The 25,578-nt window shown below is 54.7% G+C and carries 24 protein-coding genes and 1 pseudogene; 21 read left to right on the plus strand and 4 right to left on the minus strand.

Going from position 1 to position 25,578, the window contains the following annotated elements:
* Nucleotides 1-124: 124 nt before the first annotated feature.
* A complete protein-coding gene (locus tag OL236_RS04080) occupies nt 125-1,060 on the minus strand; it encodes a LysR family transcriptional regulator (RefSeq protein WP_009646077.1) in 936 nt (311 codons plus the stop codon).
* Between the two features lie 121 nt (nt 1,061-1,181).
* On the opposite strand from OL236_RS04080, the gene OL236_RS04085 reads away from it, so the two are divergent.
* The 7 genes and pseudogenes from OL236_RS04085 to OL236_RS04115 all read left to right on the plus strand — a co-directional run bounded on the left by OL236_RS04085 (nt 1,182) and on the right by OL236_RS04115 (nt 7,856).
* Entirely contained in the window at nt 1,182-1,994 is an 813-nt protein-coding gene (locus tag OL236_RS04085; RefSeq protein ID WP_265071434.1) for an MBL fold metallo-hydrolase, read from the plus strand.
* A gap of 209 nt (nt 1,995-2,203) precedes the next feature.
* Nucleotides 2,204-2,347: pseudogene (locus OL236_RS04090) on the plus strand (magnesium chelatase domain-containing protein); the annotation flags it as partial.
* 153 nt (nt 2,348-2,500) lie between these two features.
* Nucleotides 2,501-4,030 carry a YifB family Mg chelatase-like AAA ATPase gene (locus tag OL236_RS04095; RefSeq protein WP_265071435.1) on the plus strand — a complete coding sequence of 510 codons (1,530 nt, stop codon included), beginning with the start codon at nt 2,501-2,503 and terminating at the stop codon, nt 4,028-4,030.
* A 30-nt stretch (nt 4,031-4,060) separates the two neighbouring features.
* Entirely contained in the window at nt 4,061-4,378 is a 318-nt protein-coding gene (locus OL236_RS04100) for a TfoX/Sxy family protein (protein WP_265071436.1), read from the plus strand.
* 77 nt (nt 4,379-4,455) lie between these two features.
* A complete protein-coding gene (locus OL236_RS04105) occupies nt 4,456-5,082 on the plus strand; it encodes a DUF47 domain-containing protein (protein ID WP_009646011.1) in 627 nt (208 codons plus the stop codon).
* Nucleotides 5,075-6,070 carry an inorganic phosphate transporter gene (locus OL236_RS04110; protein WP_009646076.1) on the plus strand — a complete coding sequence of 332 codons (996 nt, stop codon included), beginning with the start codon at nt 5,075-5,077 and terminating at the stop codon, nt 6,068-6,070. Before OL236_RS04105 ends, OL236_RS04110 begins: the two co-directional genes overlap by 8 nt.
* 139 nt (nt 6,071-6,209) lie before the next feature.
* Nucleotides 6,210-7,856: a nucleoside kinase gene (locus OL236_RS04115; RefSeq protein WP_009646054.1), complete on the plus strand. Its 1,647-nt coding sequence runs from the start codon at nt 6,210-6,212 to the stop codon at nt 7,854-7,856.
* Between the two features lie 307 nt (nt 7,857-8,163).
* On the opposite strand, the gene OL236_RS04120 is transcribed toward OL236_RS04115, so the two are convergent.
* Complete coding sequence (locus OL236_RS04120; protein ID WP_265071437.1) at nt 8,164-8,931, minus strand: TVP38/TMEM64 family protein; 768 nt, start codon at nt 8,929-8,931, stop codon at nt 8,164-8,166.
* 236 nt (nt 8,932-9,167) lie between these two features.
* On the opposite strand from OL236_RS04120, the gene tig reads away from it, so the two are divergent.
* The 8 genes from tig to OL236_RS04160 all read left to right on the plus strand — a co-directional run bounded on the left by tig (nt 9,168) and on the right by OL236_RS04160 (nt 17,619).
* Nucleotides 9,168-10,457, plus strand: coding sequence for a trigger factor (tig, locus tag OL236_RS04125; RefSeq protein ID WP_265071438.1), 1,290 nt, complete (start codon nt 9,168-9,170; stop codon nt 10,455-10,457).
* A gap of 61 nt (nt 10,458-10,518) precedes the next feature.
* A complete protein-coding gene (clpP, locus tag OL236_RS04130) occupies nt 10,519-11,127 on the plus strand; it encodes an ATP-dependent Clp endopeptidase proteolytic subunit ClpP (RefSeq protein ID WP_174261621.1) in 609 nt (202 codons plus the stop codon).
* Nucleotides 11,128-11,138: 11 nt separating this feature from the next.
* Nucleotides 11,139-12,416 (plus strand): ATP-dependent Clp protease ATP-binding subunit ClpX, encoded by a 1,278-nt coding sequence (gene clpX, locus OL236_RS04135; protein ID WP_265071439.1) that lies wholly within the window; start codon nt 11,139-11,141, stop codon nt 12,414-12,416.
* A gap of 63 nt (nt 12,417-12,479) precedes the next feature.
* The gene (lon, locus tag OL236_RS04140) at nt 12,480-14,813 is read left to right on the plus strand and encodes an endopeptidase La (protein ID WP_265071440.1); all 2,334 of its coding nucleotides are present in this window, start codon (nt 12,480-12,482) and stop codon (nt 14,811-14,813) included.
* Nucleotides 14,803-15,426, plus strand: a complete 624-nt coding sequence (yihA, locus tag OL236_RS04145; protein ID WP_265071441.1) for a ribosome biogenesis GTP-binding protein YihA/YsxC — start codon at nt 14,803-14,805, stop codon at nt 15,424-15,426. Before lon ends, yihA begins: the two co-directional genes overlap by 11 nt.
* 49 nt (nt 15,427-15,475) lie before the next feature.
* The gene (locus OL236_RS04150) at nt 15,476-15,928 is read left to right on the plus strand and encodes an Lrp/AsnC family transcriptional regulator (RefSeq protein ID WP_265071442.1); all 453 of its coding nucleotides are present in this window, start codon (nt 15,476-15,478) and stop codon (nt 15,926-15,928) included.
* 12 nt (nt 15,929-15,940) lie between these two features.
* Nucleotides 15,941-16,435, plus strand: a complete 495-nt coding sequence (locus OL236_RS04155) for an AsnC family transcriptional regulator (RefSeq protein ID WP_009646071.1) — start codon at nt 15,941-15,943, stop codon at nt 16,433-16,435.
* Nucleotides 16,435-17,619, plus strand: a complete 1,185-nt coding sequence (locus tag OL236_RS04160) for a pyridoxal phosphate-dependent aminotransferase (protein WP_265071443.1) — start codon at nt 16,435-16,437, stop codon at nt 17,617-17,619. Before OL236_RS04155 ends, OL236_RS04160 begins: the two co-directional genes overlap by 1 nt.
* A gap of 82 nt (nt 17,620-17,701) precedes the next feature.
* Here OL236_RS04160 and OL236_RS04165 read toward each other — a convergent pair whose 3' ends face one another.
* The gene (locus tag OL236_RS04165; protein WP_265071444.1) at nt 17,702-17,968 is read right to left on the minus strand and encodes a type II toxin-antitoxin system RelE family toxin; all 267 of its coding nucleotides are present in this window, start codon (nt 17,966-17,968) and stop codon (nt 17,702-17,704) included.
* Nucleotides 17,965-18,186 (minus strand): type II toxin-antitoxin system RelB family antitoxin, encoded by a 222-nt coding sequence (relB, locus tag OL236_RS04170; protein ID WP_037370060.1) that lies wholly within the window; start codon nt 18,184-18,186, stop codon nt 17,965-17,967. The genes OL236_RS04165 and relB overlap by 4 nt, the downstream gene beginning before the upstream one ends.
* 196 nt (nt 18,187-18,382) lie before the next feature.
* Between relB and OL236_RS04175 the strand changes: the two genes are divergently transcribed.
* The 6 genes from OL236_RS04175 to OL236_RS04200 all read left to right on the plus strand — a co-directional run bounded on the left by OL236_RS04175 (nt 18,383) and on the right by OL236_RS04200 (nt 25,493).
* The gene (locus OL236_RS04175) at nt 18,383-19,420 is read left to right on the plus strand and encodes an ABC transporter substrate-binding protein (RefSeq protein ID WP_265071445.1); all 1,038 of its coding nucleotides are present in this window, start codon (nt 18,383-18,385) and stop codon (nt 19,418-19,420) included.
* A 79-nt stretch (nt 19,421-19,499) separates the two neighbouring features.
* Nucleotides 19,500-20,828: a 30S ribosomal protein S12 methylthiotransferase RimO gene (gene rimO, locus OL236_RS04180; RefSeq protein WP_265071446.1), complete on the plus strand. Its 1,329-nt coding sequence runs from the start codon at nt 19,500-19,502 to the stop codon at nt 20,826-20,828.
* Between the two features lie 77 nt (nt 20,829-20,905).
* Nucleotides 20,906-21,397: a CinA family protein gene (locus OL236_RS04185; RefSeq protein ID WP_265071447.1), complete on the plus strand. Its 492-nt coding sequence runs from the start codon at nt 20,906-20,908 to the stop codon at nt 21,395-21,397.
* A gap of 329 nt (nt 21,398-21,726) precedes the next feature.
* Nucleotides 21,727-22,329 carry a hypothetical protein gene (locus OL236_RS04190; protein ID WP_265071448.1) on the plus strand — a complete coding sequence of 201 codons (603 nt, stop codon included), beginning with the start codon at nt 21,727-21,729 and terminating at the stop codon, nt 22,327-22,329.
* A gap of 113 nt (nt 22,330-22,442) precedes the next feature.
* Nucleotides 22,443-24,398, plus strand: a complete 1,956-nt coding sequence (gene htpG, locus OL236_RS04195) for a molecular chaperone HtpG (protein ID WP_265071449.1) — start codon at nt 22,443-22,445, stop codon at nt 24,396-24,398.
* Nucleotides 24,399-24,623: 225 nt separating this feature from the next.
* A complete protein-coding gene (locus OL236_RS04200; RefSeq protein WP_265071450.1) occupies nt 24,624-25,493 on the plus strand; it encodes an Rpn family recombination-promoting nuclease/putative transposase in 870 nt (289 codons plus the stop codon).
* The last annotated feature ends 85 nt before the right edge of the window (nt 25,494-25,578 follow it).

The following is a 25,578-nucleotide window of genomic DNA, read 5'->3' on the forward strand; positions in this document are numbered from 1 at the left end:
CAATTTTGTGGAAAAAACACAGAAGGAGGTGTTGCCCCATGAGTGACCGACTTCTCCCCTATGAAACCATTGTAAAGGCACATGAGGGCGACCCCCATAGCAATAGAATGGTTCTGTTCATCAGTTACCATATGATATGATCCTTTCTCGTTTTTTTCAGCCAATCCAAGAGGAATTGACGGAATGTACGCGCCGCTTCGGTGAGGATGACGGTCTTGTCCTGTATGAGGCATACCTCCTGCCCCATATCTTTTCCGTCGCCAAGTTCTCGCATGACAATGTCTGGCTGTCTGTTCATGACGGCTGCGTAGTCGTAGCCGAGATTGATCGCAGGATTATGACGCAGCAGATCAACAATGAGGGATTCATCGGCAGTTTCGGCTAGAATCTCGATTTTGAGACCTGGCAGGAGGATGTGTTTGTCGATATTGTGACGGAAACAGTGATAGGCGCGTCCTTTACTGATGATCATTTGCCCGTCGAGATCTGTGTAGGTGATACGGCTCTTTTCTGCCAAGGGATGATGCGCAGAGAGACGAGCACAGTAGCGGGAGAAAAAGAGTACGTCCCCTTGAAAGCGGGTCTGATCAAAGGGGGCGGTGACAATGGAAAAATGAGATCGCTTTGTTAGAAGTCCCTCCATTGCATCGTCGTCTGTTGTATCGACAATGCTCAGAATAATGCTCGGATGAGCAGTATGAAAATCCTGTAGAAATTGTGCCCCCAGATAAGAAAAGACGTGATCCAGTGCAAAAATGGTAACGACACTTTTTGAATGGGTGGCGAGGGATTTCATGCTTTCGATGGATTGATATTCATCCAGCATACGTTGAACGTGGGGCAGTAGTGCTGCTGCATAATCGGTCGGAATGATTCCGCGTGGGGTACGGGTGAAAAGCGGCTGCCCAAGCTCCTCCTCCAATGATCTCATCGCTCTGCTGAGACCTTGTCTTGCAACATAAAGATGATCTGCTGCCGTCTGGATATTGCCGCAGCGATAGACTTCAATGAAATACTCCATCTGCTTTCGATTCATCTTCATACCTCCCGCCTGTTTCATCGGTATCTATTCTACTGCAACAATATTGTTGCGGCAAGCCCCGTTGTTTTTCTTGTCGTCATGAGGGAAGTACACTATACTGTGAAGCAGATCAACCAAATGATGAACAGGAGAAACACTTATGAAACTCACACAGATTCGCAATGCAACAAACCGTTTGGACTATGCAGGGAAAGTCTTTCTGATTGACCCGTGGCTTGCACCGAAACATCAGCTGTCGTTCGTCGATATTCCAGGCATGCCGTTCCATGTCCCTGATCAGATGAAGGAGCATCTTCCAATGCCGTTCTATGATTTGCCAATGAATACAGAGCAGATTTTGAGCGGTGTTGACTACTACATCGTTACGCATCTGCATCCCGATCATATTGATATGGCACCGGACGGGACGGTCGGTGCACCGCTTGATAAGGCGGTTCCAGTCATCTGTCAGTCGGAGGAGGATGCCTCTGTTCTGCGGAGTTCCGGGTTTTCAGAGGTAATCGTCCTGCCGACAAGCGGTATGGAGTTCGGTGCGGCGAGACTGACCCGCGTCCCTGCCCTGCACGGCACCGTTGTTCCTTGCGGTGACGCGATGGGGATTGTGTTTGAGGCACCGGAGGAGAACACCTTCTATTTGGCAGGGGATACGGTCTGGTATTCCGGCGTAGCTGAGACACTGCGGAACTATCAGCCTGAGGTGATTGCCCTGAACTGTTGTGCCGCAGAGACCGTGGAAAACGGACGCCTCATCATGAACGATGAGGATGTTCACTGCGTTGCAATGACTGCGTCTAACGCCCGTCTTTATCTGACGCACTTGGACAACGTCGCACATGCTGCGCTTACGAGGCATACACTGCGAGGATGTTTGGCACGTCGCGGCGTGGTGAATTATGATATGCCGTCCGATGGTGCGTCGGTTGAATATAAAGCCGCAACAGTCGGAGCTTAATTCCTGTCATACGGTAAATTCCACACACAAAAGAGATTCCATTCGCCTGTAGTGACCCCCAAAAGTTAGATTCTCTAAGTCTAGCTTTTGGGGGTCAGGTCAGCCATACCCAGCGTTTGGACTCTTTTTTTTTGCAAAGAATCGTTAGCCATCTGCCCCCTTTCCTGTGTTATAATTTTCGTATATTTGAAACGTGGGAGGGAAGGTCGTTGTTTGCAAAGACTTATGGTGCGGTGACTCTCGGGATAGACGGACGGATTATCGACGTTGAGGTGGATGTGTCGCCCGGGCTGCCGGGGTTTGAGCTGGTGGGGCTTCCCGATACGTCGGTGAAGGAGTCGAAGGAGCGGGTTACAGTCCATCTCGCTTAATCATATTTGCAGAATACAGAAGTGGGATTTTGGTATTCGCCGCAATTTTCCATCAAAAGCAGGATTAAATCTCATCAATGGAGAAAAATAACAAACAAAAGAAACACCATTCCAATCAAAAAGAGGTGCAGCTTTGTGTTTGCTAAATCGTATGGTGCGGTGACTTTCGGGGTCGATGGGAGAATCATCGATGTTGAGGTCGATGTTTCTTATGGATTTCCTGCTTTCGACATCGTCGGGCTTCTTGATACGGCGGTGAAGGAGTCGCGTGAGCGGGTACGCACGGCGATCAAGAATACGGGCGTGAAGCTCAAGCCTGCGCGGGTGACGATCAATCTTGCGCCTGCAGATATACGAAAGGACAGCTCGGGACTCGATCTGCCGATCGCCGTCGGGCTTTTGGCGGCGTATGGGCTGATTCCAGCAGAGCGCATGGAGCGTGCCTTGTTTGCGGCGGAGCTTTCGTTGGAGGGGGAGCTTCGGAGTGTGCGCGGCGTGCTCTCCATGACGGTCGGGGCGAAGGAGCATGGCTTTCGTGAAATCTTCGTTGCGCCCGGCAACGGCAGTGAGGCATTGCTCGTCGATGGCATCCGCGTGTATGCGCCGAAAAACTTGCGCGAGCTGTACGATTTTCTCTTGGGCAAGGCGGAATTGCTTCCGTTGGAAGCAACACCTGCTGCGGCCTGTGATACAGAAGTGCCTTCGGATGACTTTGCCGATGTGCAGGGGCAGTTCTTCGCCAAGCGTGCGCTTGAGATTGCGGCGGCAGGCGGGCACAATCTTCTGATGGTCGGCGTTCCAGGCTCGGGCAAGACGATGCTCGCGCGCCGTCTGCCGTCGATTCTGCCGCCGATGACGCGTCAGGAAGCGCTTGAAGTGACGAAGATCTACAGCATCGCGGGGCTTTTGAAGGACGGCAGCGGCCTCGTCGAGACGCGTCCCTTTCGCAGTCCGCATCATACGACGTCGACGGTGGCGATGATCGGCGGCGGCAGCATCCCGCGTCCGGGCGAGGTGACGCTTTCGCATCACGGCGTGCTGTTTCTCGACGAGCTGCCTGAGTTCGGCAAGTCGACGCTGGAAGTTCTGCGCCAGCCGTTGGAGGACGGCGCTGTGACCGTGGCACGGGTCAATGCCACGCTGACATTTCCTTCTTGTATCATTTTGGTCGTGGCAATGAATCCCTGTCCGTGCGGCTATTTTGGTGACAAGGAGAAGAGCTGCGACTGCACACCGAATGAGATCAAACGCTATACGCGGAAGATTTCGGGGCCGCTGCTCGACCGCATTGATATTCACGTCCATGTGCCGCGCGTCAAGTACGAGGATATGACGTCTGTGGCGAAGGCGGAACCTTCGGCTGCGATTCGTGAGCGTGTCCTGGCGGCGCGTGAGATTCAGATGGAGCGGTTGCGTGAATGGGGCATATTTTGCAACGCGCAGATGAGCCATGCGATTTTGAAAAAGACGTGCCATCTTGAGCCAGAGGCGCAGAATCTCTTGGCGCAGGCATTTCAAGTCATGAATTTATCAGCACGCTCGTATGACCGCATCATCAAGGTCGCACGCACGATTGCCGATCTCGACGGAGCGGCGACGATCGAGGCGAAGCATGTGGGAGAAGCCATACAATTGAGGGACGATGTGGGGCTGAGTGTGGAATGATTGAGAAGTAATGTTGATGGAGGAATGTTTATGGCATCGACGAAAGAGTATCTGGAGTTCGTATTGGAACAGCTATCCGGTTTGGAAGATATTTCTTATCGTGCTATGATGGGCGAGTACATCCTATATTATAAGAAAAAAATCTTCGGAGGAATTTACGATGATCAATTCCTTGTGAAGCCGGTCAAGGCAGCTGTTGTGCATATGCCGGATGCAGCGTATGAACTGCCTTATGAGGGGGCGAAGGAAATGCTGTTGGTGGATCGTTTGGATGATAAGGCGTTTTTGAGCGAGTTGGTGCGTGCGATGTATGAGGAACTGCCTGTGCCGAGAGAGAAAAAGAAATGAAATATTGCTCTATCCGTAAAATAGTGATATAGTGATAGCGAAAGAGTCGATGATTACTGTATTCTGGGAGGAAACAGATGTTTAATTTCAAGAACAAGGACTCGGAGTTTTTCGACTTGTTCCTCGAAAGCGCCCAGTATTTCCATAAATGCGCTGTGATGATGGATGAGGTCATGCAGGACTACAGCAAGGCGGAAGCGAAGATGCGCGAGATCATCGATCTTGAGCATGAGGCCGATGCCGTCAATGACAGGATTATTGACAAGCTCAACCAGACATTCATCACGCCGATCGATCGTGAGGATATCTATGCGCTCGCCAACGGCTTGGACGATGGCGTTGATTTCCTGCAGGGCACGCTGCAGCGCGTCGTCATGTATCATATCGCTGGTGTTCGTGACAGCGCGATCGCCCTCACGAAACTCCTCATCGAATGTACGGAGGAGATGATGAAGGCGTTCAAGCTCTTGAAACATGTGAAAAAGAACCAGAATGAGATCTTAAAGTGTACGCACCGCATCAGCAGTTTGGAGAGCGAAGGGGATCGCGTCTATCGCAATGAGGTCGCCAATCTCTTTGAGAATCTCAAAGATCCCATCGAACTCATCAAATGGAAGGATCTTCTGGAATATCTGGAGGATACACTCGATCATTGCGAGAAGGTCGCGGACATGGTGCGCGGCGTGGTGATGAAGTATGCATGAGCTGCAGTTTCTTATACTGACGGTTATCGTGCTTGCCTTGCTGTTTGACTTCATCAATGGTTTTCATGATACGGCAAATGCTATCGCCACGTCCGTTTCGACACGCGCCATCAAGCCCGCACATGCCATCATCATGGCGGCTGCTTTAAACTTCCTCGGTGCGATTTACAGCACGGGCGTTGCAAAGACGATTGGCGGTGACATCGTTGCGAGCGCGGAGATGGTTGATGAGCATATCATCATAGCAGCTCTCATGGGATCGATCGTTTGGAATCTTTTCACTTGGTATGTGGCGATGCCAAGCAGCTCTTCACATGCGCTGGTCGGCGGTATTATCGGTGCGGTGCTCGTTTCCACGGGAAGCACGGGATTGAATTTCATAGGTATAGGCAAGATCGTCCTGTCGTTGATCGCGTCGCCGCTCTTGGCGATTTTTTCCGGCTTCATTGTCATGACAGTGCTCTTTCTGTTGTTTGGCCGCTTCGCACCGTCGGCGCTCAATGGGCGCTTCAAAAAGATGCAGATTCTCTCGGCTGCGACCATGGCTTTTTCACATGGCTCGAACGATGCGCAGAAGTCGATGGGTATCATCACTCTGGCGTTGCTTTCTGGCGGCTATCTGTCGAGCTTTGAGGTTCCCGATTATGTGAAGTTCCTATGCGCGGCGGCGATGGCGTGCGGCACGGCGCTCGGCGGCTGGCGCATCATCCGCACGATTGGCGGTAAGATCTTCAAGCTTGAGCCGATCAGCGGCTTCGCTGCCGATCTCAATTCTTCCATCGTCATTTTTTCGGCGACGCTTCTGCATCTGCCCGTCAGTACGACACATGTTGTTTCCGGATCGATCATGGGCGTTGGCACGGCGAAGCGCATTCGTGCCGTGCGTTGGGGAGTTGCGCAGCAGATGCTCGTGGCATGGGTGCTGACGATTCCGTGTACGGCTGTCATGGGGGCATTGGCATATCAGATTGTTCTTTGGATTTTTTAGGAAATTACTGCTCATGGATTCTTATGTTGCTATCAATGGCTGGAAATGGACGCTTTCGGCGTGCTTTTCAGCCATTTCTTTTTATAGGAATCCCTTATAGTTTGTCGTTTGACTGTACAGGATGGTAGGAGGAAGAGATATGCGCTGGGAGAAGGGAATGGGGCGGGAGATTCCTGCCGAAATGACGCTGTTGGAGCTTGCGCAGGAGGTGCAGAAAAAAGGGGAGCCGCTTATCGTGGCAGCGCGTGTGGATAATGTGCTGCGCGATTTGCAGACGCCTGTCGGAGATTTTCATACGATCGAGCTTGTTGATACGAGGAGCGAGTTCGGACGGCGCATCTATCGCCGATCTGTGGTATTCTTGCTCATCATGGCGGTGCGGGAACTTTATTCCGAGACGGAGGTCGTCGTACAGTTCACAGCGCACAAGGGGCTTTATTGTGCCATACAGTCGCCGTTCGATGTGACAGAGAGCGTGGTGCTTGAGTTGGAGCAGCGCATGCGCGAGATTGTTGCAGAGAACCGTCCGATCGTCAAGAAGCGCCTGCAGAGAGAGGAAGTCGTGCAGCTCTTCAAGAAATCAGAGCAGATTGAAAAGGCGAATCTCGTCATGTCTCTTGAGACAGAGAAGGCAAGCCTTTACTACTGTGGCGAGTTTTATGACTATCTGTTTGGCCCGATGGTGTCTGCGACGGGCGTTTTGGATAAGTTCGCTCTCGATGCCATGCCGGGCGGCGTTTTGCTGCGCACGCCGGAACCGAGCGCGCCTGAGATCGTGCCTGCATTCAAGGAGCAACCGAAGTTCGGCAGCATCCTCATGGAGGCGGAGCGCTGGGCGAGTGTCCTGCACTGTGACTATGTATCTGATCTCAACCGTTATATCCGTCGCGGTGAGGTGGCTGACATCATCCATGTATCGGAGGCTCTGCACGAAAAGAAGATTGCCGAGATTGCCGATCATATTGCATCGAACATCAAGGAACTGCGTCTCATCTTGATTGCGGGGCCGTCGTCTTCGGGCAAGACCTCGTTCGCTCAGCGCCTGCGCATCCAGCTTCGCGTCAACGGCATCGAGCCGGTTTCCATCTCGCTTGACGACTACTTCCGCAACTGGGAGGATACGCCGCGCACGAAGGACGGGGCGTATGACTTTGAAAATATCGGCGCACTCGATGTCGAGCTGTTCAATGACCATCTTGTGCGCTTGTTGAATGGCGAGGAAGTTATCCTGCCGCATTACAACTTCCTCACGGGGAAACGCGAGGTGGGATCGGAGCATCTTTCCATCGCGCCGACATCGCCGTTGATCGTCGAGGGCATCCATGGCCTCAACGAGGCATTGACCGCCTCTGTGCCGCGAGGCAAGAAGTTTAAAATCTACATCAGCGCTTTGACGCAGCTCAATATCGACGCGCACAACCGCATACCGACGACAGATGCACGGCTTCTGCGCCGCATGGTGCGCGACTATCAGTTCCGTGGCGCCTATGCCTTGAAGACTTTGCGTCAGTGGCCTGATGTGCGTGCGGGGGAGGAGAAGAACATCTTTCCATTTCAAGAGGAGGCGGATGCGATGTTCAATTCGGCTCTGATTTATGAGCTTGCTGTATTGAAGCGCTACGCCGTGCCGCTTCTTGAGATGGTGCCGCGTGATGTGCCTGAGTACACCAAGGCGAACCGCTTGCTCGATTTCTGCCGTTGCTTTTCTGACATCACGGAGGAATACGACATTCCGAACAATTCGCTCCTGCGCGAATTCATCGGTAAATCGATCTTCTTCAAATAGGAGAGGGGAAGTGAAGAAGAGGTTAAATGGCACGGTTCTAAATAACAAAGGGGCTCCTCCACAGACTCGAAAGAGTCTGCGGAGCCCCTTCTGCGATAAGTTATACGCACAAACGTCCACTTTGTGGACAGTCGTCGCCGTCTTTAATAAAAATTTGCCAATTAGTCTGCACCCTTCGGACTTGGCTTCTTGGACTTTCGCTGTCAATTTATTTACAAATGATTATATGGGGTGTTCCTATGCCGCGCAGTAAAGCGGAATTAAGAACAGAATCATTCGCGTGCAACGAAGAAATGACTTCTATGCATCAGGATTTCGCATTTTGTCGCAGTCCCTTGTTCTTTTGCATTTTTGCGTGTTCGTCGAGGATTTTCTGCATGGCGTCCGCCTTTTTCTCGACGCGCTTCTCGTAGTACCAGGCGCCGATGACGAGGAGGACGGCTGCGATGCATACGAGAACGAGGCGCGTTGGGTCGGGATTCTTGAGCACGGTGTCGTGCCCGATGATCGCCTCGATGGCGGTCGAGGGAAATTTGCCGACGAAGGAGGAGATGACGTAGTCCCTAAGGCTGATGGCGCTCAGGGCGCCGAGTGCGTTCAAGAGCGCACTCGGCACATAAGGCACCATGCGTGCGATGAGCATGACGGTGAAGCCGTTCTTGCCGCTGTAGGCGTCGACCTTCTTGAGCCTCGGGTGCTTGGCAATCAGCTGTTCTGCCGAGGCGCGGAAGAGAAAGCGCAGCAGCAGGAAGCTGATCGTGACGCCGACGGTCTCGGCGATGACGGAGAGGACGATGCCCGGCACAATGCCGAAGATCAGGGTGTTCGCCGTGGAGAAGATGATGGCGGGCGGAAAGCCGATGGCATTGACGAAGAGCACGAGCCAGAAGCTGAAGAACATCGCCCAAGAGCCGAAAGAGCGGATGTATTCTGCCGTCGCAAGGAGATCGCCGCTCCTTAAGACCTGCCAGAGTTCGGGAAAAAAGGTCGGATTGGCAAGGTGGATTGCATAGAGGAGAGCGCACGAGAGAAAGAGGGCGACGAGCTTGACGATGTTCATGGGATTCTTGAGCATGGACGGCCTCCTTCGATCCAATAGAAAAGACGGCTTTATTATAGCAGAGATTCGTTGGTTTTGCACGCGGCAAACCGCGAGCATCGAATGAATAATCCGTGGGAGAAATGCTTGTATTTCCCATTTGAGTATGGTATCATGAATAGTATGGCAAAATGGGATTGCAAGGGGGATGCCCTTGCTTTTGTCCCTTGGAAACCATCGATGAAGGAACATTTAGGAGGGTATTTCATACTATGAAGGTTACTGCAGAGAAGATGGACAACCACGAGGTCGTGCTGACAATAGAGGTAGAAGCGGAGGTCTTGAAGAAGGCCGAGGCGAAGGCTTGCAAGGACCTTGCAAACCGCGTGAGCATCCCAGGCTTCCGCAAGGGCAAGGCGCCGCGCCATATCATCGAGCAGCGCATCGGCAAGCAGGCGATTCTTGATACGGCATTTGATGCCGTGGCGGACAAGGCGTTTGCCGACGCCCTGAAGGAGCAGGACGTGACGCCTGTTTCGCGCCCCGATATCGAGGTCGTGACACTGGAAGAGGGAAAGGATGTCGTCTTCAAGGCACGCTTCACGGCAAAGCCCGAGGTAACGCTCGGCGAGTACAAGGGTATCCAGGTTGAAAAGAAGGTCGATGAGATCACGGATGAGGACATCGACAAGGAAATTGAGAGCATGCGTCGTCGCCGCAGCCAGATGGTCGATGCCGCCGAGGGCGCTGAGGTCAAGAGCGGCGACCTCGTGACGCTTGATTTCAAGGGCTTCGTTGACGGAGAGGCATTTGAAGGCGGCGAGGGCAAGGACTATCCGCTCGAAATCGGCTCGAACCGCTTCATCCCGGGCTTCGAGGATCAGCTCATCGGTGCGAAGATCGGCGAGGCGCGCGACGTCAATGTGACGTTCCCCGAGGAGTACCACTCGAAGGATCTCGCAGGAAAGCCCGCAAAGTTCGAGTGCACGATTCACAGCATCAAGGAGCGTCAGCTGCCTGAACTCGACGATGAGTTTGCCAAGAAGGTCAGCAAGTTCCAGACGGTCGAAGAGCTTCGTGCCGACATCCGCAAGAACCTTGAGCATGCCGCGCAGCAGAAGGCAGATAACGACTACAAGGTCGCCGTCATCGAGAAGGCGACGGAGAACATCACGGTCGACATTCCTGCCGTCATGATCGAGAACCGCGTGACGATGATGATTCAGGAGATGGCGATGCGCCTGGAGCAGCAGGGCATGAAGCTTGAGCAGTACCTGCAGTACGCGGGCACCGACCTCAACCAGATTCGCGAGCAGTACAAGAAGACGGCTGAGGAAAACGTCAAGACCGACCTCATGCTGGAAGCTGTGGCGAAGGCCGAAGATATCAAGGTCGAAGGCAAGGATCTCGACGACGAGGTTGCGGCGATGGCGCTGACCTACGGCGCGACGCCGGCGCAGGTCCGGAAGGTCGTCAAGGAGCAAGGTCGCATCGGCGATCTCATCACGACGGTTCTCAGAAAGAAGACGTCGCAGTTCATCTTGGACAACGCCGCGAAGTGATGTCACGTTCTTTCACGGTCGTTGACGTCGTCATATATGGAGTGATTGCATGAACAGCTATATGAACAGTTATGTTCCCATGGTGGTCGAGCGGTCGAATCGAGGAGAGCGCGCCTACGATATTTATTCGCGTCTCTTGAAGGATCGCATCGTCTTCGTCGGCGGGCCGATCGACGACAACGTCGCGAATGTCGTCGTCGCGCAGCTCCTCTTCCTTGAGTCGGAAGATCCCGATAAGGACATCCACCTTTACATCAACAGCCCGGGCGGCGTCGTGACGGCAGGCCTTGCCATCTACGACACGATGCAGTACATCCGCCCCGACGTGTCGACGATCTGCATCGGGCAGGCGGCGAGCATGGGCTCTTTGCTCCTGACGGCGGGCGCGAAGGGCAAGCGCTACGCGCTTCCTTTGGCACGCATCATGATTCATCAGCCTTTGGGCGGTGCACAGGGACAGTCGACGGATATCCAGATTCAGGCGAAGGAGATTCTGCGCCTCAGGGAAGTCGGCAACGACATCCTCGCCAAGCACACGGGGCAGCCGCGTGAAAAGCTCATTGCCGACACGGAGCGTGACAATTTCATGACGGCAGAGGAGGCGAAGGAATACGGTCTCATCGACGAGGTCATCACGCGTCCTGTCAAAATTGAGAAGCCCAAGGAGTAAGAGGTGGTATCATGTTGAAGTTTGGGGATGAAAAGGGCCAGCTCAAGTGCTCCTTCTGCGGCAAGTCGCAGGAACAGGTAAGAAAACTTGTGGCAGGTCCAGGCGTCTACATCTGCGATGAATGCATCGAACTTTGCAACGAGATCATCGAGGAAGAGTTCAGTGAAGATAGCGAAGTGGAACTCAAGGATGTGCCGAAACCGAAGGAGATTCGCCAGATCCTCGACCAATACGTGATTGGACAGGACGAGGCGAAGAAATCGCTTTCCGTTGCCGTCTACAACCACTACAAGCGAATCAACCGCACGCAGGGAAAGGCAGACGAGGTCGAGCTGCAGAAGTCGAACATCCTCATGATTGGTCCGACGGGCAGCGGCAAGACGCTCTTGGCGCAGACGCTCGCCAAGATCCTCAATGTACCGTTCGCCATCGCCGATGCGACATCCCTGACGGAAGCCGGCTACGTCGGCGAGGATGTGGAGAATATCCTCTTAAAGCTCATACAGGCGGCTGACTACGATGTGGAGAAAGCGGAGAAAGGCATCATCTACATCGATGAGATCGACAAGATCGCACGCAAGTCGGAGAATCCGTCCATCACGCGCGATGTCTCGGGCGAGGGCGTGCAGCAGGCGCTCCTCAAAATCTTAGAGGGCACGGTGGCTTCCGTACCGCCGCAGGGTGGGCGCAAGCATCCGCACCAGGAACTCATTCAGATCGACACGACGAATATCCTGTTCCTGTGCGGCGGCGCATTCGACGGCATCGAGAAGATCATCGAGGCACGTCTTGGCAAAAAGAACATGGGCTTCGGCGCGGAAATCGAGTCGAAGGTGGAGCGCAATATCGGGGAAACGCTGCGCCATATCCTGCCCGAGGATTTGCTGAAGAACGGCTTGATTCCCGAGTTCATCGGGAGACTTCCGATCGTTGTGACGCTCGAAGCGCTCGATGAAGATACGCTCGTACGCATCCTGACCGAGCCGAAGAACGCGCTCATCAAGCAGTATCAGAAGCTCTTGGAGATGGACGGCGTGAAGCTCGATTTCGATGAGGAGGCGCTTCATCTGATTGCAAAGGAAGCCTTGAAGCGAAAGACGGGGGCGCGAGGTCTGCGTTCGATCATCGAGAGCATCATGCGCAACGTCATGTACGAGGTGCCGTCGGTCGACGGGGCTTCGCACTGTCGCGTCACGAAGGAGGTCATCTCGGACAAGAAGGATCCTGTGCTGACGATTGACAAGGCGAAGGCGAAGACGAAAGGCACGGACAAGGAAGCATCGGCTTGAGCATCGAAAGGGGGCGCTGCGGCAAGCAGCGTCCCCTTTTTTCTATATTCAGGAGGATTGTTTATGTCGGAAATACGTAAGCTGCCGCTCCTGCCTCTGCGTGGAATGATTGTGTTTCCATTCATGATCATCCATCTCGACGTTGGCAGGGAGCGCTCCGTGGCAGCCTTGGAGGAAGCGATGGTGCGCGACCGTCAGATCCTGCTCGTGGCGCAGAAGAATGCCGAGACCGATGAGCCGGGAGAAAAAGATCTCTACGATGTCGGCACGATCGCCGAGGTGCGCCAATTGCTGAAGCTTCCGGGCGGCGCTCTGCGCGTGCTCGTCGAGGGGCAGAAGCGTGCGGCAATCGAAGCGTATGAAGAGCTGGAAACCTTTGCCGAGGTGACGGTCGTCGAATACGCCGAGGTCGTGGAGGAATCCATGGAGATGGAGGCTCTGACGCGCGCCGTCGTGCATGAATTCGAGCAATGGGTGAAACTCAGCAAGAAGATTCCCGCCGAGACGCTCGTTTCCGTGGCGATTCTCGACGATGCGGGACGATTGGGCGACCTCATCGCGAGCCACTTGAGTCTCAAGGTTGAGGACAGGCAGGCGCTCCTTGAGCAGGTCAATATCAAGAACCGCATGGAGCTTCTCTATAAGATTCTGGCACGTGAGCTTGAGGTGCTTGAGATGGAGCGCAAGATTGGCATGCGCGTGCGCAAGCAGATGGAAAAGATCCAGAAGGACTATTACCTGCGCGAACAGATCAAGGCGATTCAAAAAGAGCTGGGTGACGAGGACGACAAGGCGGCGGATATCGAAGCGTACCGCAAGAAGCTCGCTGAGGGCGGCTATCCCGAGGATGTGCAGAAAACGATCGAGAAGGAAATCCACCGCATGGAAGGGCAGGCGAGCATGTCCGCTGAAATGGGTGTCATACGCACCTATATCGAGACATTGCTTGAGCTTCCGTGGATGATTTCCTCGGAGGACAATATCGATATCAAGGCGGCGGAAGCAGTCTTGAACGAGGATCACTACGGACTCAAGAAGGTCAAGGAGCGCATCCTCGAATACCTCGCCGTCCACCAGCTCACGAAGGAGCAGCATGCGCCGATCCTGTGCCTCGTAGGCCCGCCGGGCGTTGGCAAGACGTCTCTGGCAAGCTCCGTGGCGCGGGCGACGGACAGGAAATTCGTGCGTGCGTCTCTGGGCGGCATCCGTGACGAGGCGGAGATTCGCGGACATCGCCGCACCTACGTCGGTGCAATGCCGGGACGCATCATGGAAGGGCTGCGCAAGGCGGGCACGAAGAATCCCGTATTCCTGCTCGACGAAGTGGACAAGATCGCCATGGACTACAAGGGCGATCCGTCGGCGGCGCTCCTCGAAGTGCTTGATCCCGCGCAGAACACGACGTTCAGCGATCATTACGTCGAGCTTCCCTTCGATCTCTCCGAGGTTCTTTGGATCGTCACGGCGAACAGTCTCGCGAATATCCCGCGCGCCCTGCGCGACCGCATGGAGATCATCACGCTGTCGAGCTACACGGAGCAGGAGAAGCTTGAGATCGCCAAGCGCTATCTCGTCGGACGCCAACGCACGGCGAACGGCCTGAAGGCGCGTGACCTGCAATTCGGCGAAGGCGTCATTGAGAAGATGATCGTCGAGTACACGCGCGAATCGGGCGTGCGCGAGCTTGAGCGCACGATCGGCCATGTATGCCGCAAGGCGGCACGGCTCATCGTCGAGGGAGAGAAGAAGTCTGTGCGCGTGACGAAGAAGAATATCAGAAACTTCTTGGAGCGCCCGAAGTTTCTCAGGAAGAAGGCGGAGAAGAAGCCCGAAGTCGGCGTGGCGACGGGTATGGCATGGACGGAGGTCGGCGGCGACATCCTGCCGACGGAGGTCACGGTGCTCGCGGGCAAGGGCAAGCTGATTTTGACGGGTCAGCTCGGCGACGTCATGCAGGAGTCGGCGCGCGCGGGGCTTTCCTACATTCGCAGCCGGCAGGAGAAATTCGGCATAGACGGCGACTTCTACGAGAAGCGCGACATCCACATTCATCTGCCTGAGGGCGCGATTCCGAAGGACGGGCCGTCGGCGGGCATCACGATGGCGACGGCGATGATTTCGGCGCTGACGGGGCGAAAGGTCAGAAGTGACGTCGCCATGACGGGTGAGATCACGCTGCGCGGACGCGTGCTCGCCATCGGCGGGTTGAAAGAAAAGGTCTTGGCGGCGTACCGCGAAGGCATGACGCGCATCGTGCTGCCGAAGGAGAATGAGCGCGATATCGAAGACATTCCGCAGGAGGTGCGCGAAAAGCTCGCCTTCGTGCCCGTGGAAACGATGGACGAGGTTCTTGCTGAGGCGCTCGTGCCGCAAAAGGGGGGCGCACATGCCAGATAGGGTCACGATCACGCAGGGCAAGTACATTGCCTCCGCCGTAAAGAAGGAACAGTACCCCGAAGTGCGTCGCAGGGAGATCGTCTTCATCGGACGCTCGAACGTCGGCAAGTCGTCGCTCATCAACTCGCTTGCACGCACGAAAAATCTCGCTCGCGTCTCGGGACAGCCCGGCAAGACACAGACGATCAACTTCTACGAGCTTGGCGCGAAGATCGAGGGGGAAGACGAGCGGCGCGACTTCTACCTCGTCGATCTGCCGGGCTACGGTTATGCGCGCACGGCGAAGAAGAACCGCAAGATTTGGTCGCGTTTCATCGAGGCGTACCTGCTGCAAAGCGAGGACTTGCAGTTCGTTTGCCAACTTATGGACATCCGCCACGAACCCATGGCTTCGGATATTGAGATGTTCCAATGGCTGGTGGCGAAGGGACTGCCCGTGCTCGTCATAGCGACGAAGGCGGACAAGCTGAGCCGCAATGAGCAGAAGAAGAGCATCGCTGCCATGCGAAAGGCGCTCGGCGTCGCGGAGCTTGATATCCTGCCATATTCTTCGGTAAAAAATGAAGGGCGTTCAGAATTGCTTGACGCGATAGCGAACGTTCTGATAGAATGAAGGAAGGGTGTATTGCCAGAGATTCCCCAGAGAAAATGAGGGTGAAAATATGTTGACAGCTTTTGACAAGAAGCTCCTCAACGTCTTGCAGGCCGGCTTGCCCATCAGCAGCCGGCCTTTTGCTGACTTGGCGCAAGGCTTGGAGTCGGACGAGAAGACCGTTCTTTCGCGCGTGAAGGAACTCAAGGAGCAAGGGTATCTGCGCCGCATCGGGCCGTTTTTCGACTCGGCGAAGATGGGCTACCGCGGCACGCTCGTGGCGCTTCGCGTGAAGCCCGAGGCGATGAAAAGCGTGGCGGAGGCCGTGAATCGCCATGTGGGTGTGACGCACAACTACGAGCGTGAGGGCAGGTACAACCTTTGGTTCACGCTGCTCACGCCGAACGAGGAAATGCGCCGCAGGATTCTCGCGGAGATTCGAGCGCTTCCCGGGGTCGAGGATCTGTTGAACCTTGCCTCGCACAAGAAGTACAAGGTCAACGTGCAGTTCAAGCTCGGATAGGGGGGCGTCACGATGGAAATGCTCGATGAAATCGACAGGAAGATCACACGGGCTATGCAGGGGGATTTCCCGCTTGTGGAAGAACCGTACAAGGAGATCGCCGCCAAGGTTGGCATCGGCGAGGAAGAGCTTCTGCTCCGTCTGCGCCGTTTCAAGGAAAACGGACAGATCCGCAAGATGGGAGCCGTGCTTCAGCATCGCGCGGCGGGCTTCACGGCAAACGTTCTGAGCGCATGGGTCGTGCCGCCCGAGCGCATGGATGAGATCGCGCGATGTATGTGCGAAAGCCCTGCGGTGTCGCATTGCTACGACCGCGATACGGCGGAAGATTGGCCGTACAACGTCTATACGATGATTCATGCGAGGAGTCGCGCCGAGTGCGAAGAGATTGCCGCTGCGCTTGCGGCAGAGTGCGGTCTCAGTGAGCGCGTCATGCTCTACTCCGTCAAGGAGTGGAAGAAGACGAGCATGCGTTATTTCTGTGAGAATGAAGAGGGTTTGGCATAATGGTATCGGAAAAGATGCGGGAACTCGGCACGAAGAAGTCGACGATCCGCGAGATCTTTGAGTACGGCAGGAAGCGAGCGCAGGAGGTGAGGGAGGAAAACATCTGCGATTTCAGCCTCGGCAATCCCAATGTCCCTGCGCCCGATTTCATCAAGCAGGCGGTTCTTGCAATCATGACGGAGATGGAGCCGCAGGCGGTGCACGGCTACACCATTGCGCCGGGCAATCCCGCCGTGCGCGAAACGCTTGCCGCGAGTATCAACGAGCGCTTCGGCACGCACTTTTCGGGCAGGAACCTCTTCATGACGGCGGGCGCGGCGGCGGCGATCACCGTGTGCTTCAAGGCGCTCGCCGAGGAGGGCGACGAGTTCATCGCCTTTGCGCCGTTCTTTCCCGAGTATCGCTGCTTTGTCGAGTCCGTCGGCGCGAATCTTCGCGTCGTGCCCGCCAAGACGGAGGATTTTCAGATCGACTTCGTCGCCTTGGAGGAGCGTCTTTCGCCCAGGACGAAGGGCGTCATTGTCAATTCGCCGAACAATCCGAGCGGCGCCGTATACTCTGAGAAGACGATCAAAGAACTTGCCGCACTCCTTCGCAAGAAGCAGCAGGAATACGATCATCCGATCTTCCTCATTTCCGATGAGCCGTACCGCGAGATCGCTTACGGCTGCGAGGTGCCGTACATCACGAAGTATTACGAGAATACGCTCGTCTGCTATTCGTACAGCAAGTCCTTCTCGCTTGCAGGAGAGCGCATAGGCTACATCGTCGTGCCTGATGAGGTCGCGGATTTTTCGAGTGTCTGCGGCGCTGTCGCAGGTGCGGCGCGCGTCCTCACGCATGTGAATGCGCCATCTTTGTGGCAGCTCGTCGTCGCGCGCTGCGCGAGGCTGCCCTCGGATATAACGCCGTACGAGAAGAACGGCACGATGCTCTACGAAGGACTCGTGCGCGCGGGCTTCTCGTGTGTCAAGCCGCAGGGCGCGTTCTACCTCTTCCCGCGGTCGTTGGAGGCGGACGACTATGCCTTCTGCGAGCGCGCCAAGAAGTACGACCTTCTGCTCGTCCCCGGCACGGACTTCGGCTGCCCTGGACACTTCCGCGCGTCCTACTGCATCAAGGAGCAGACGATCGAACGCTCTCTGCCGCTCTTTGAGAAGCTGGTGAAAGAATACGGCGTTTGAAATCGGTCGGCATAAACTAAAGAGGGTTCGGAGCACCTGGCAGGTGTTCTGAACCCTCTTTGAGTACATCTGGAATAGAATTTCAATCATAAATATCACGACGATGACCGATGGATACGATTAGTATGATGATTTTATCGTCTTGAATTTCTGCAATCAAACGATAGTCTTCAATGCGGTAGCGCCATTGTCCGCTTCGATTTGCGGATAGAGCTTTGCCGTGCAGGCGCGGATTGCTGCACCCCTCAAGGTTGTGTCGAATCCACGAGGTAATCTTGGCAGATATATGACGATCGAACTTTTTCAGTGATTTTTTTGCTTGTGCAGTGAAAACGACACGATAATTCACGAAAGTCCGAGCTCCTTTTCGACTTCATCCAACGTATAGGTAACGGGATTGGCACGAAACTCTTTCATCGCCTCTTCGTATGCTTGTCGGTCAAGTTCATCTTCTATACGTTCACGCATGGCTTTTGCGGCGAAATCAGATAAGGTCATGCCGGATCGAGCGGCATGTTTTTTGAAAAGACGGGCATCGCGAGGATTTAGATGTACAGTCACAGTCATATATATCCGCTCCTTAATAAGAATATCATGTATATGCCAGCGTGTATATGCTAGCATATACATGATAGCATATATGTGCTGGCATGTATAGACAGTTGTATAAGTGCGGCATTTTATGTATAATGTACCCAATGATATACTTTCAAGGAAGCGCTGAAGCTGTCGGCGCTTCGATAAGAACCAAGGAGGGAAAGCGATGCGACGATATACATCCCTGCTCCTCGTGGCGTTCATGCTGGTTCTTTTGATCGCGACGATTTCGGACAATTTGGCGGGGCATGCGGACAGGACGCGACGGGAGCGGCCTCAGCAGTCCGTCACGGTATATACGACCTTGCCGCCCGAGCATGCGGGAATCCTTGCTGAAGGATACGAGAGGGCAAAGCGCGTGCAGGTGAACTTCGTTCCCGTAAGTTCGGCCGAGGTTTTGCAGAAGCTGCACCAGGATGCCGCGATCGGCAAGGACGGGGCGGATCTCGTGCTCGCTGATCGTGCGACATTGGAGAAGGCGGCGGCAGACGGTGCTCTGCAGCCGTACGTTTCGGAGAGCACGGACTCGGTCAGCGCGTCCTTCAAGGATGCGTCTGCTGCGTGGACGGGCATCTGGTACGATCCCGTCGTATTCTGCGCCAACCGCGACTATGTGCGTACTGTGCCGCGCGTGCCCAATACGTGGACGGAACTTGCCACGATGCAGGGGATGCGCGTCGGCATTACCGACTTTTTTGCGGCGGATGCGTCAGCGAATCTCTTCTTCTCCATGATGTCGCAGTTCGGCGATGCGGCGACGTATGACATCCTGCGCGGCATACAGCCCAAGGTCGTGCAGTATTCCAAATACCTTTCGACGCCTGTCCGCATGGCGGGCATGGGCGAGGTCGACATTTCCGTCGCCGTGCAGAGCGAGGTCATGCGCTACATCCATCAGGGCTATCCCTTGCAGATCATCTACCCCGAGGACGGCACGGCGTACACGCTGACGGGTGTGGGACTGGTCGAGGGAGCAAAGAACGAGGAGCAGGCGGAGGCCTTTGCGGAGTGGCTGCTGAGCGATGAAGCGCAGCTCACCCTGCAGAGCCGGGAGTTCTTCTTCGTGCCGCTCAATCCTGTGACGATCGCCTATAAGTCTTTTCCAGGGAAAGACGTCGTGCTCTTTTCCAGGTCGCAGGATTTCAGCCCGAGCCAGCGTCACGATCTCTTGGATCGTTGGGTGAAGGAAGTGCGGCTGCAGTAAAAGATGATGGTGGGAGGAATCCTTGGATTCCTCCCCTTATGCTTGATATACCTTGAATATACCTTGAGGAGGAAATTTTTTGAAAGCAGGATTCATCAGCCTCGGCTGCGCCAAGAATCTCGTCGATACGGAAGTCATGCTCGGCATCTTGCAGGACAACGGCATCGAGCTTACGCCCGATCCGGCAGAAGCGGAGATCATCATCGTCAATACATGCGCTTTCATCCAGTCGGCGAAGGAGGAATCCATCACGACGGTGCTCAATATGGCGGAGTACAAGGAAACGGGCTGCTGTCGTTCGCTCATCGTCGCAGGCTGTCTCGGGGAACGCTATCATCAGGAGCTTTTGGACGACATGCCCGAGGCCGACGCCATCATCGGCACGGGTGCATGGAACCGTATCATGGAGGCGGTGCGTGAGACTCTGGCGGGCAACCGCATCGTCTTGGCAGGAGAGAATGAGATTGTCTACGATGCGAAGACGCCGCGTATTCTGACGACGCCTGTCTATACGGCTTATGTGAAGATTGCCGAGGGCTGCGACCATCGCTGCGCTTTCTGTGCCATTCCGCTGATTCGCGGACGCTTTCGCAGCCGACCGATGGATGACATCAAGCGCGAGGTCACACGCCTTGCCGCCGAGGGCGTCCGGGAGATCATACTCGTCGCGCAGGATTCGACATATTACGGCAAGGACATCTACGGCGAGCCGTCTTTGGCGCGTCTCTTGCAGGAGCTTGTGAAAATCGAGAAGGTCGAGTGGCTGCGTGTGCTCTACTGCTATCCGAAGAATTTCACCGATGAACTCATCACGACGATTGCGCAGGAGCCGAAGATCTGCAAGTACGTCGACTTGCCGCTGCAGCATGCGCACAATTCGATTTTGAAGTCGATGCGCCGCCCCGATACGCAGGAGGAGGTTGTGACGCTCCTCGAAAAGATTCGCGCGCGCATACCGAACGTCGCTGTTCGCTCGACCTTCATTGTAGGGTTTCCAGGCGAGACGGATGCGCAGTACCAGACGCTGCGCCGCTTCCTCATTGAGCAGCGTTTCGAGAAAGTGGGGATCTTCACCTACTCGCAGGAGGAGGGTACGCCAGCCGCTTCCATGCCGCGCCAAGTACCCGAGGATGTCGTGCAGGAGCGTTACCATGATCTCATGAGCGTACAGTGTAAGATTTCGGAGGAACTGAACCAAGGGCTTGAGGGCAAGGAGCTTGACGTGCTCGTCGAAGGCCGCGACGAGGAGCAGACGAATCTTGCCTTTGGGCGTTCCTATCGCGAAGCGCCGGGCGTCGATGGACAGATCTTCATCGAAGGCGATGCGGCGAGCCGGCCGGGCGACATCGTGCGCGTGCGCATCGTGCAGGGATTCACCTACGATGCGGTCGGTGAGCTTGTCGAGTGAGGGTACGGTTTGTACGATGTACGGGCGGCGGCGCTTAGGAAACGAAAGGCGGCAGGATTTTGGAAGGGTGTATAGGTATGGCCGAGGAAAGGGAGTCGTTGGAGGCGCTTGTCGGACGACTGCTGCGTGAGTGCGGCAGAACGATTGCCTGTGCCGAGTCGTGTACGGGCGGTCTTCTGACGAGCCGCCTGACCGATGTCGCGGGAAGTTCTGCCTATGTCATGGGCGCAGTCGTCTCCTATACGAACGAGGTCAAGGCTTCGCTCGTCGGCGTGCACGAGGCGACGCTCAAGGCGTTCGGCGCCGTGTCCGAGGAGACGGCGCGAGAGATGGCGGATGGCGTGCGCCGGGCGATTCCCGCCGATATCGGCGTCGGCATCACGGGCATCGCGGGGCCGGGCGGCGCGACGGCAGAGAAGCCCGTGGGGCTTGTCTATATCGCCGTCGCCACGGCGGGGGCGGTGCGCGTGGAACGTCATATTTTCGATGGCGTGCGCACGGAGGTCAAGCGTCAGACGACAGAAGCGGCGCTCTCCCTGGTGCGAGATCTGCTTCTAGGGAATCACTGATAAATTCAGCCACCCATCTTCACACATCTGCGCTGTCCTCTCGTCGTCGACAAATCCTCGACGTAGCACCGCTACGCCTGTGGTTTGTCTCCTCGATAGATACAGCGCATCTGTGCAAATCTGGGCGACCTCATTTTATCAGCGCTTCCCTAGATGATTCACATTGAATGGAACACAATTTTGTCACACAGCCTTTTAGACAAGTTTCAGCCTTTATCGCTGATTATTTAAGCAAATGTAAGGAGGCTCTAGATTTTTCGTTGTATGATGGCATGAACAGCAAGATGTCGTTCTGCCGATATTTTGGGAGTTGGGAAAGGAGATTTTTTATGAAGCTGAAGAAGATTTTTGCTGTAGCCCTCGCCTTTTGTGCGATGTTCGCAGTGACAGCAGTGATGCCGCAGACAGCGGGCGCGGAGCCTTACACCTATACGAACAAGGAGGAAGGCTACAGTATCATGTGTCCGACGAAGCCGCTTGGCGTTCTGCCCGCAAGTGTGCTGAATGAGGATGAGAAGGGCAGCGTGCTCGTCTTTGCCAACGATGGCTACAAGATCAACAAGGCTTGGATCATCATCCCCGATGGCTTCGCCAAGGGGGATCTGCCTGATCTCACGAAGCTCTCACAGAAGGATGAGGCGCTTCTTCTGACACAGTTGAAGGAAAACAGCGCTTACGCTGTCGTCGATATCATACCGATTACGGCAAAGACGAAGGGCGTCTTCGCCGTGACAGCGAAGACCATCATGGTTGATACGGACGGAGACGGAGAGCTTGACACCGAAGCGACGGCGGACACGCAGATGGCAGTCGTTTTCCTGCGCTCGGAAAAGGGTCGCGCCTTCAAGATCGAGTTGATCGACAACCCAGAAATCACGGCGAAAAATGTTTCGGAATTCCGTGCGGGCATCTCGACGCTCCAAGATTTGTAATTTGTGCGGAGGATATTGACTTTTTGACCTTTATGTAGTATGATAATGCACGGGATGAACGGCGCATAGCGCAGTTTGCCGCCCGTGCATTTTCATGTAAAGGAGATTTTTTCATGGCAAAAGTACAGCATGAATTTCAGGCAGAAACAAAACAGCTTCTCGACATGATGATTCATTCCATCTATACGAATCACGAGATCTTTTTGCGGGAGCTTATTTCCAACGCGTCGGATGCGCTCGATAAGCTGCATTTCGCTGCCTTGACGAACAGCGCATTGCGTGAGGGTGACGAGAGTGCGGAGATCTTCCTCGTGCCGGATGAGGCGTCGCATACGCTTTCCATCTCGGACAACGGCATCGGCATGACGGCGGAGGAAGTCGTCGAGAACATCGGCACGATTGCGAAGTCGGGAACGAAGGCGTTCTTGGAGCAGCTGCAGCGTACGAAGGAAGAGAACGGAGCGGTTGACGAGAAGGAGCTGATCGGTCAGTTCGGCGTGGGTTTCTACTCCGCCTTCATGGTCGCCGAGAAGGTTACGATCCTCACGCGCAAGGCGGGCGAGAGGCAGGGCATACGCTGGGAATCGACGGGCGACGGCACCTACAGCATAGAAGAGTGCGACAAGGAGAAGCATGGCACGACGATCGTCATCACGCTCGCCAAGGAATACTACGGTGCGGAGGCTGAGGAGAACTTCCTCGACAAGTACAAGCTTGAAGGTCTCGTCAAGAAGTATTCGGACTATGTGCGCTACCCGATCAAGATGAGCTTCGAGATCGAGGAGACGCCGAAAGACGAAGATGGCAAGCCCATCGAAGGCGCGGAGAAGACGAAGCGCACGGAGGTACGTACGCTCAATTCCATGACGCCGCTATGGACGAAGAACAAGAGCGATATCAAGCCCGAGGAATACAACGAGTTCTTGAAGAATCAATTCCACGAGTGGGAAGACCCGATGGAGATCTTCCACACGAAGGCGGAAGGCGCGGTCGAGTACACGGCGCTACTCTTCATTCCGGCACATGCACCCTTCAACCTTTATCATACAGACTTCGAGCCTGGCGTGCAGCTCTACTCGCGCCACGTCTTCATCATGGACAAGTGCAAGGATCTCCTGCCCGACTACCTGCGCTTCATGAAGGGGCTAGTTGACTCCCCCGACCTCTCGCTCAACATCTCGCGCGAGCTTCTGCAGCAGAGCCGCGAGCTCAAGACCATAGGCAGGAATCTTGAAAAGAACATCCTGAAGACGTTGGAGCGCACGCTGAAGAACGAACGCGAGAAGTACGAAAAGTTCTGGGCGGAATTCGGCAAGTCGCTGAAGATCGGCATTTACAACAGCATCTACAGCGGCGAGAACACGGCTGACAAGCTCAAGGACTTGCTGCTCTTCCTTAGCTCGAAAGAAGGCAAGCTCGCAACGCTCAAGGAATATGTTTCGCGCATGCCCGAGAGCCAGAAGGAAATCTACTATGCGACGGGCACGGACAAGGCGACGATCGAGAAATTGCCGCAGATGGAACTGTTGCGCGAGAAGGGCATCGAAGTCCTCTACCTGACCGACCCCGTCGACGAGTTCACGATTGAGACGCTGCGCGAATACGAGGGCAAGAAGTTCCACTCGATCAGCCGCGGCGACCTCGACCTTGACGACGCCGAGTCGCAGGAGGCGAAGAAGGAGACGGAGGACATCCAGAAGAAGAACGACGATCTTCTGAAGGACGTCAAGGAAGCCTTGGGCGACCGCGTGGCAGAAGTTAAGCTGACCTCGCGTCTCAAGTCGAGCGCCGTTTGCCTCGTGGCGGACGCGATGGGGCCAAGTCTCTCGATGGAGCACACGTTCTCCGAGATGGACAACCCGATGTTCAAGGCGCGCCGCATCCTTGAGATCAACCCGCACCATGAAATCTTCACGCGCCTACAGGCCTTGCACGAAGCAGGCAAGGATACGGAGGACTTCAAGGACTACTGTGACCTCCTCTACACGCAGGCTTTGATCATCGAAGGCATCCTGCCCGAGAATCCCGTGGACTTCGCGAACAAGCTCGCGAAGCTTATGGCGAAGTAAAGAAAAATGGTGTGATAAGTGACGGATGCGAGTGAAGCAGTCGCTTATATAAAAATGAAAATCCCCGAGAAGTCCAATTTTCTTGGGGATTTTTCTATGTGAAGAATCGAGTGAGCTGCACGCGCAACCGTTAGTTTTTTGGACATTGTATGCAGGTTGTTGCTGCAGCAATTCTTGGCGGAATGCGGCAAAATGTAGTATAATACAAATAAGGAAGTGAGGAAGATGTACCGCATCAAGCCGTGGGAAGACTTGACGATTCAAGATGATTACATGTTCAAACTCATCATGGGCGTCAAACGGATATGCCTGAACTTGCTGCAAGGAATTCTCCGTGTGGAAATCAAGGACATCCATTATCTGGAAACAGAAAAATCCATGGGCGCACGCTATCAAGGCAAGGGTGTTCGCATGGATGTCTATGTGCGCGACGATGCTAATACAGTATACAATATCGAAATGCAGGTTCGTATGCTTGAAGGGGAAAGTCTTTTCAAGCGTACGCGCTACTACCAGTCAATGATTGATGCCGATCTCTTGGCGGCAGGTGCGGACTATGACGACTTGAATAAAACCGTTATCATTTTTATCTGTCCTTTTGATCCTTTCAGCAAGGGGAGGCATATCTACACTTTTCGCAATCTATGCGTGGAGGATAAGAAGCTTGAGCTTTCTGATGGAGCAATAAAAATTTTCTTAAATGCTAAGGGTACGCTGAATGATGTGGATGAAGGAGTCAAAGCGTTTCTCGATTATGTGAACGGTATCGTATGCGACAATCCTCTTGTAAAGGAAATTGACGAGGAAATTCGGCGAATCAAGAAAGAGAACGAAGAGAGGGTGAGTTACATGACTTTCGCGATGAAAATGATGGAGGAAAGGAAAGAGGGTTTCAGGGAAGGGGAACGTCAGGGTCTTGCCAAGGGCAAGGCTGAAGGAAAAGCCGAAGGAAAAGCCGAAGGAAAAGCCGAAGGGATGGCGCTTTCTATTCGCAGCATGATGGAGAAATTGAACTTTTCCATGGAAAAGGCGATGGATATTTTGCAGATTCCTGCGGCGGAACGTGCCAAATACGCAGCGCTCGTCAAAGGATGAGTTGTCCTCCAGCTTGCAGTGATGAAGTCTTGTCAAAGCACGAAATTTCCATTATAATAAGGCAGAGCTAGCAAAAACGAAAATG

The sequence above is a fragment of the Selenomonas sputigena genome (genome assembly GCF_026015965.1).
In the GTDB taxonomy this organism is placed as follows: Bacteria; Bacillota; Negativicutes; order Selenomonadales; family Selenomonadaceae; genus Selenomonas.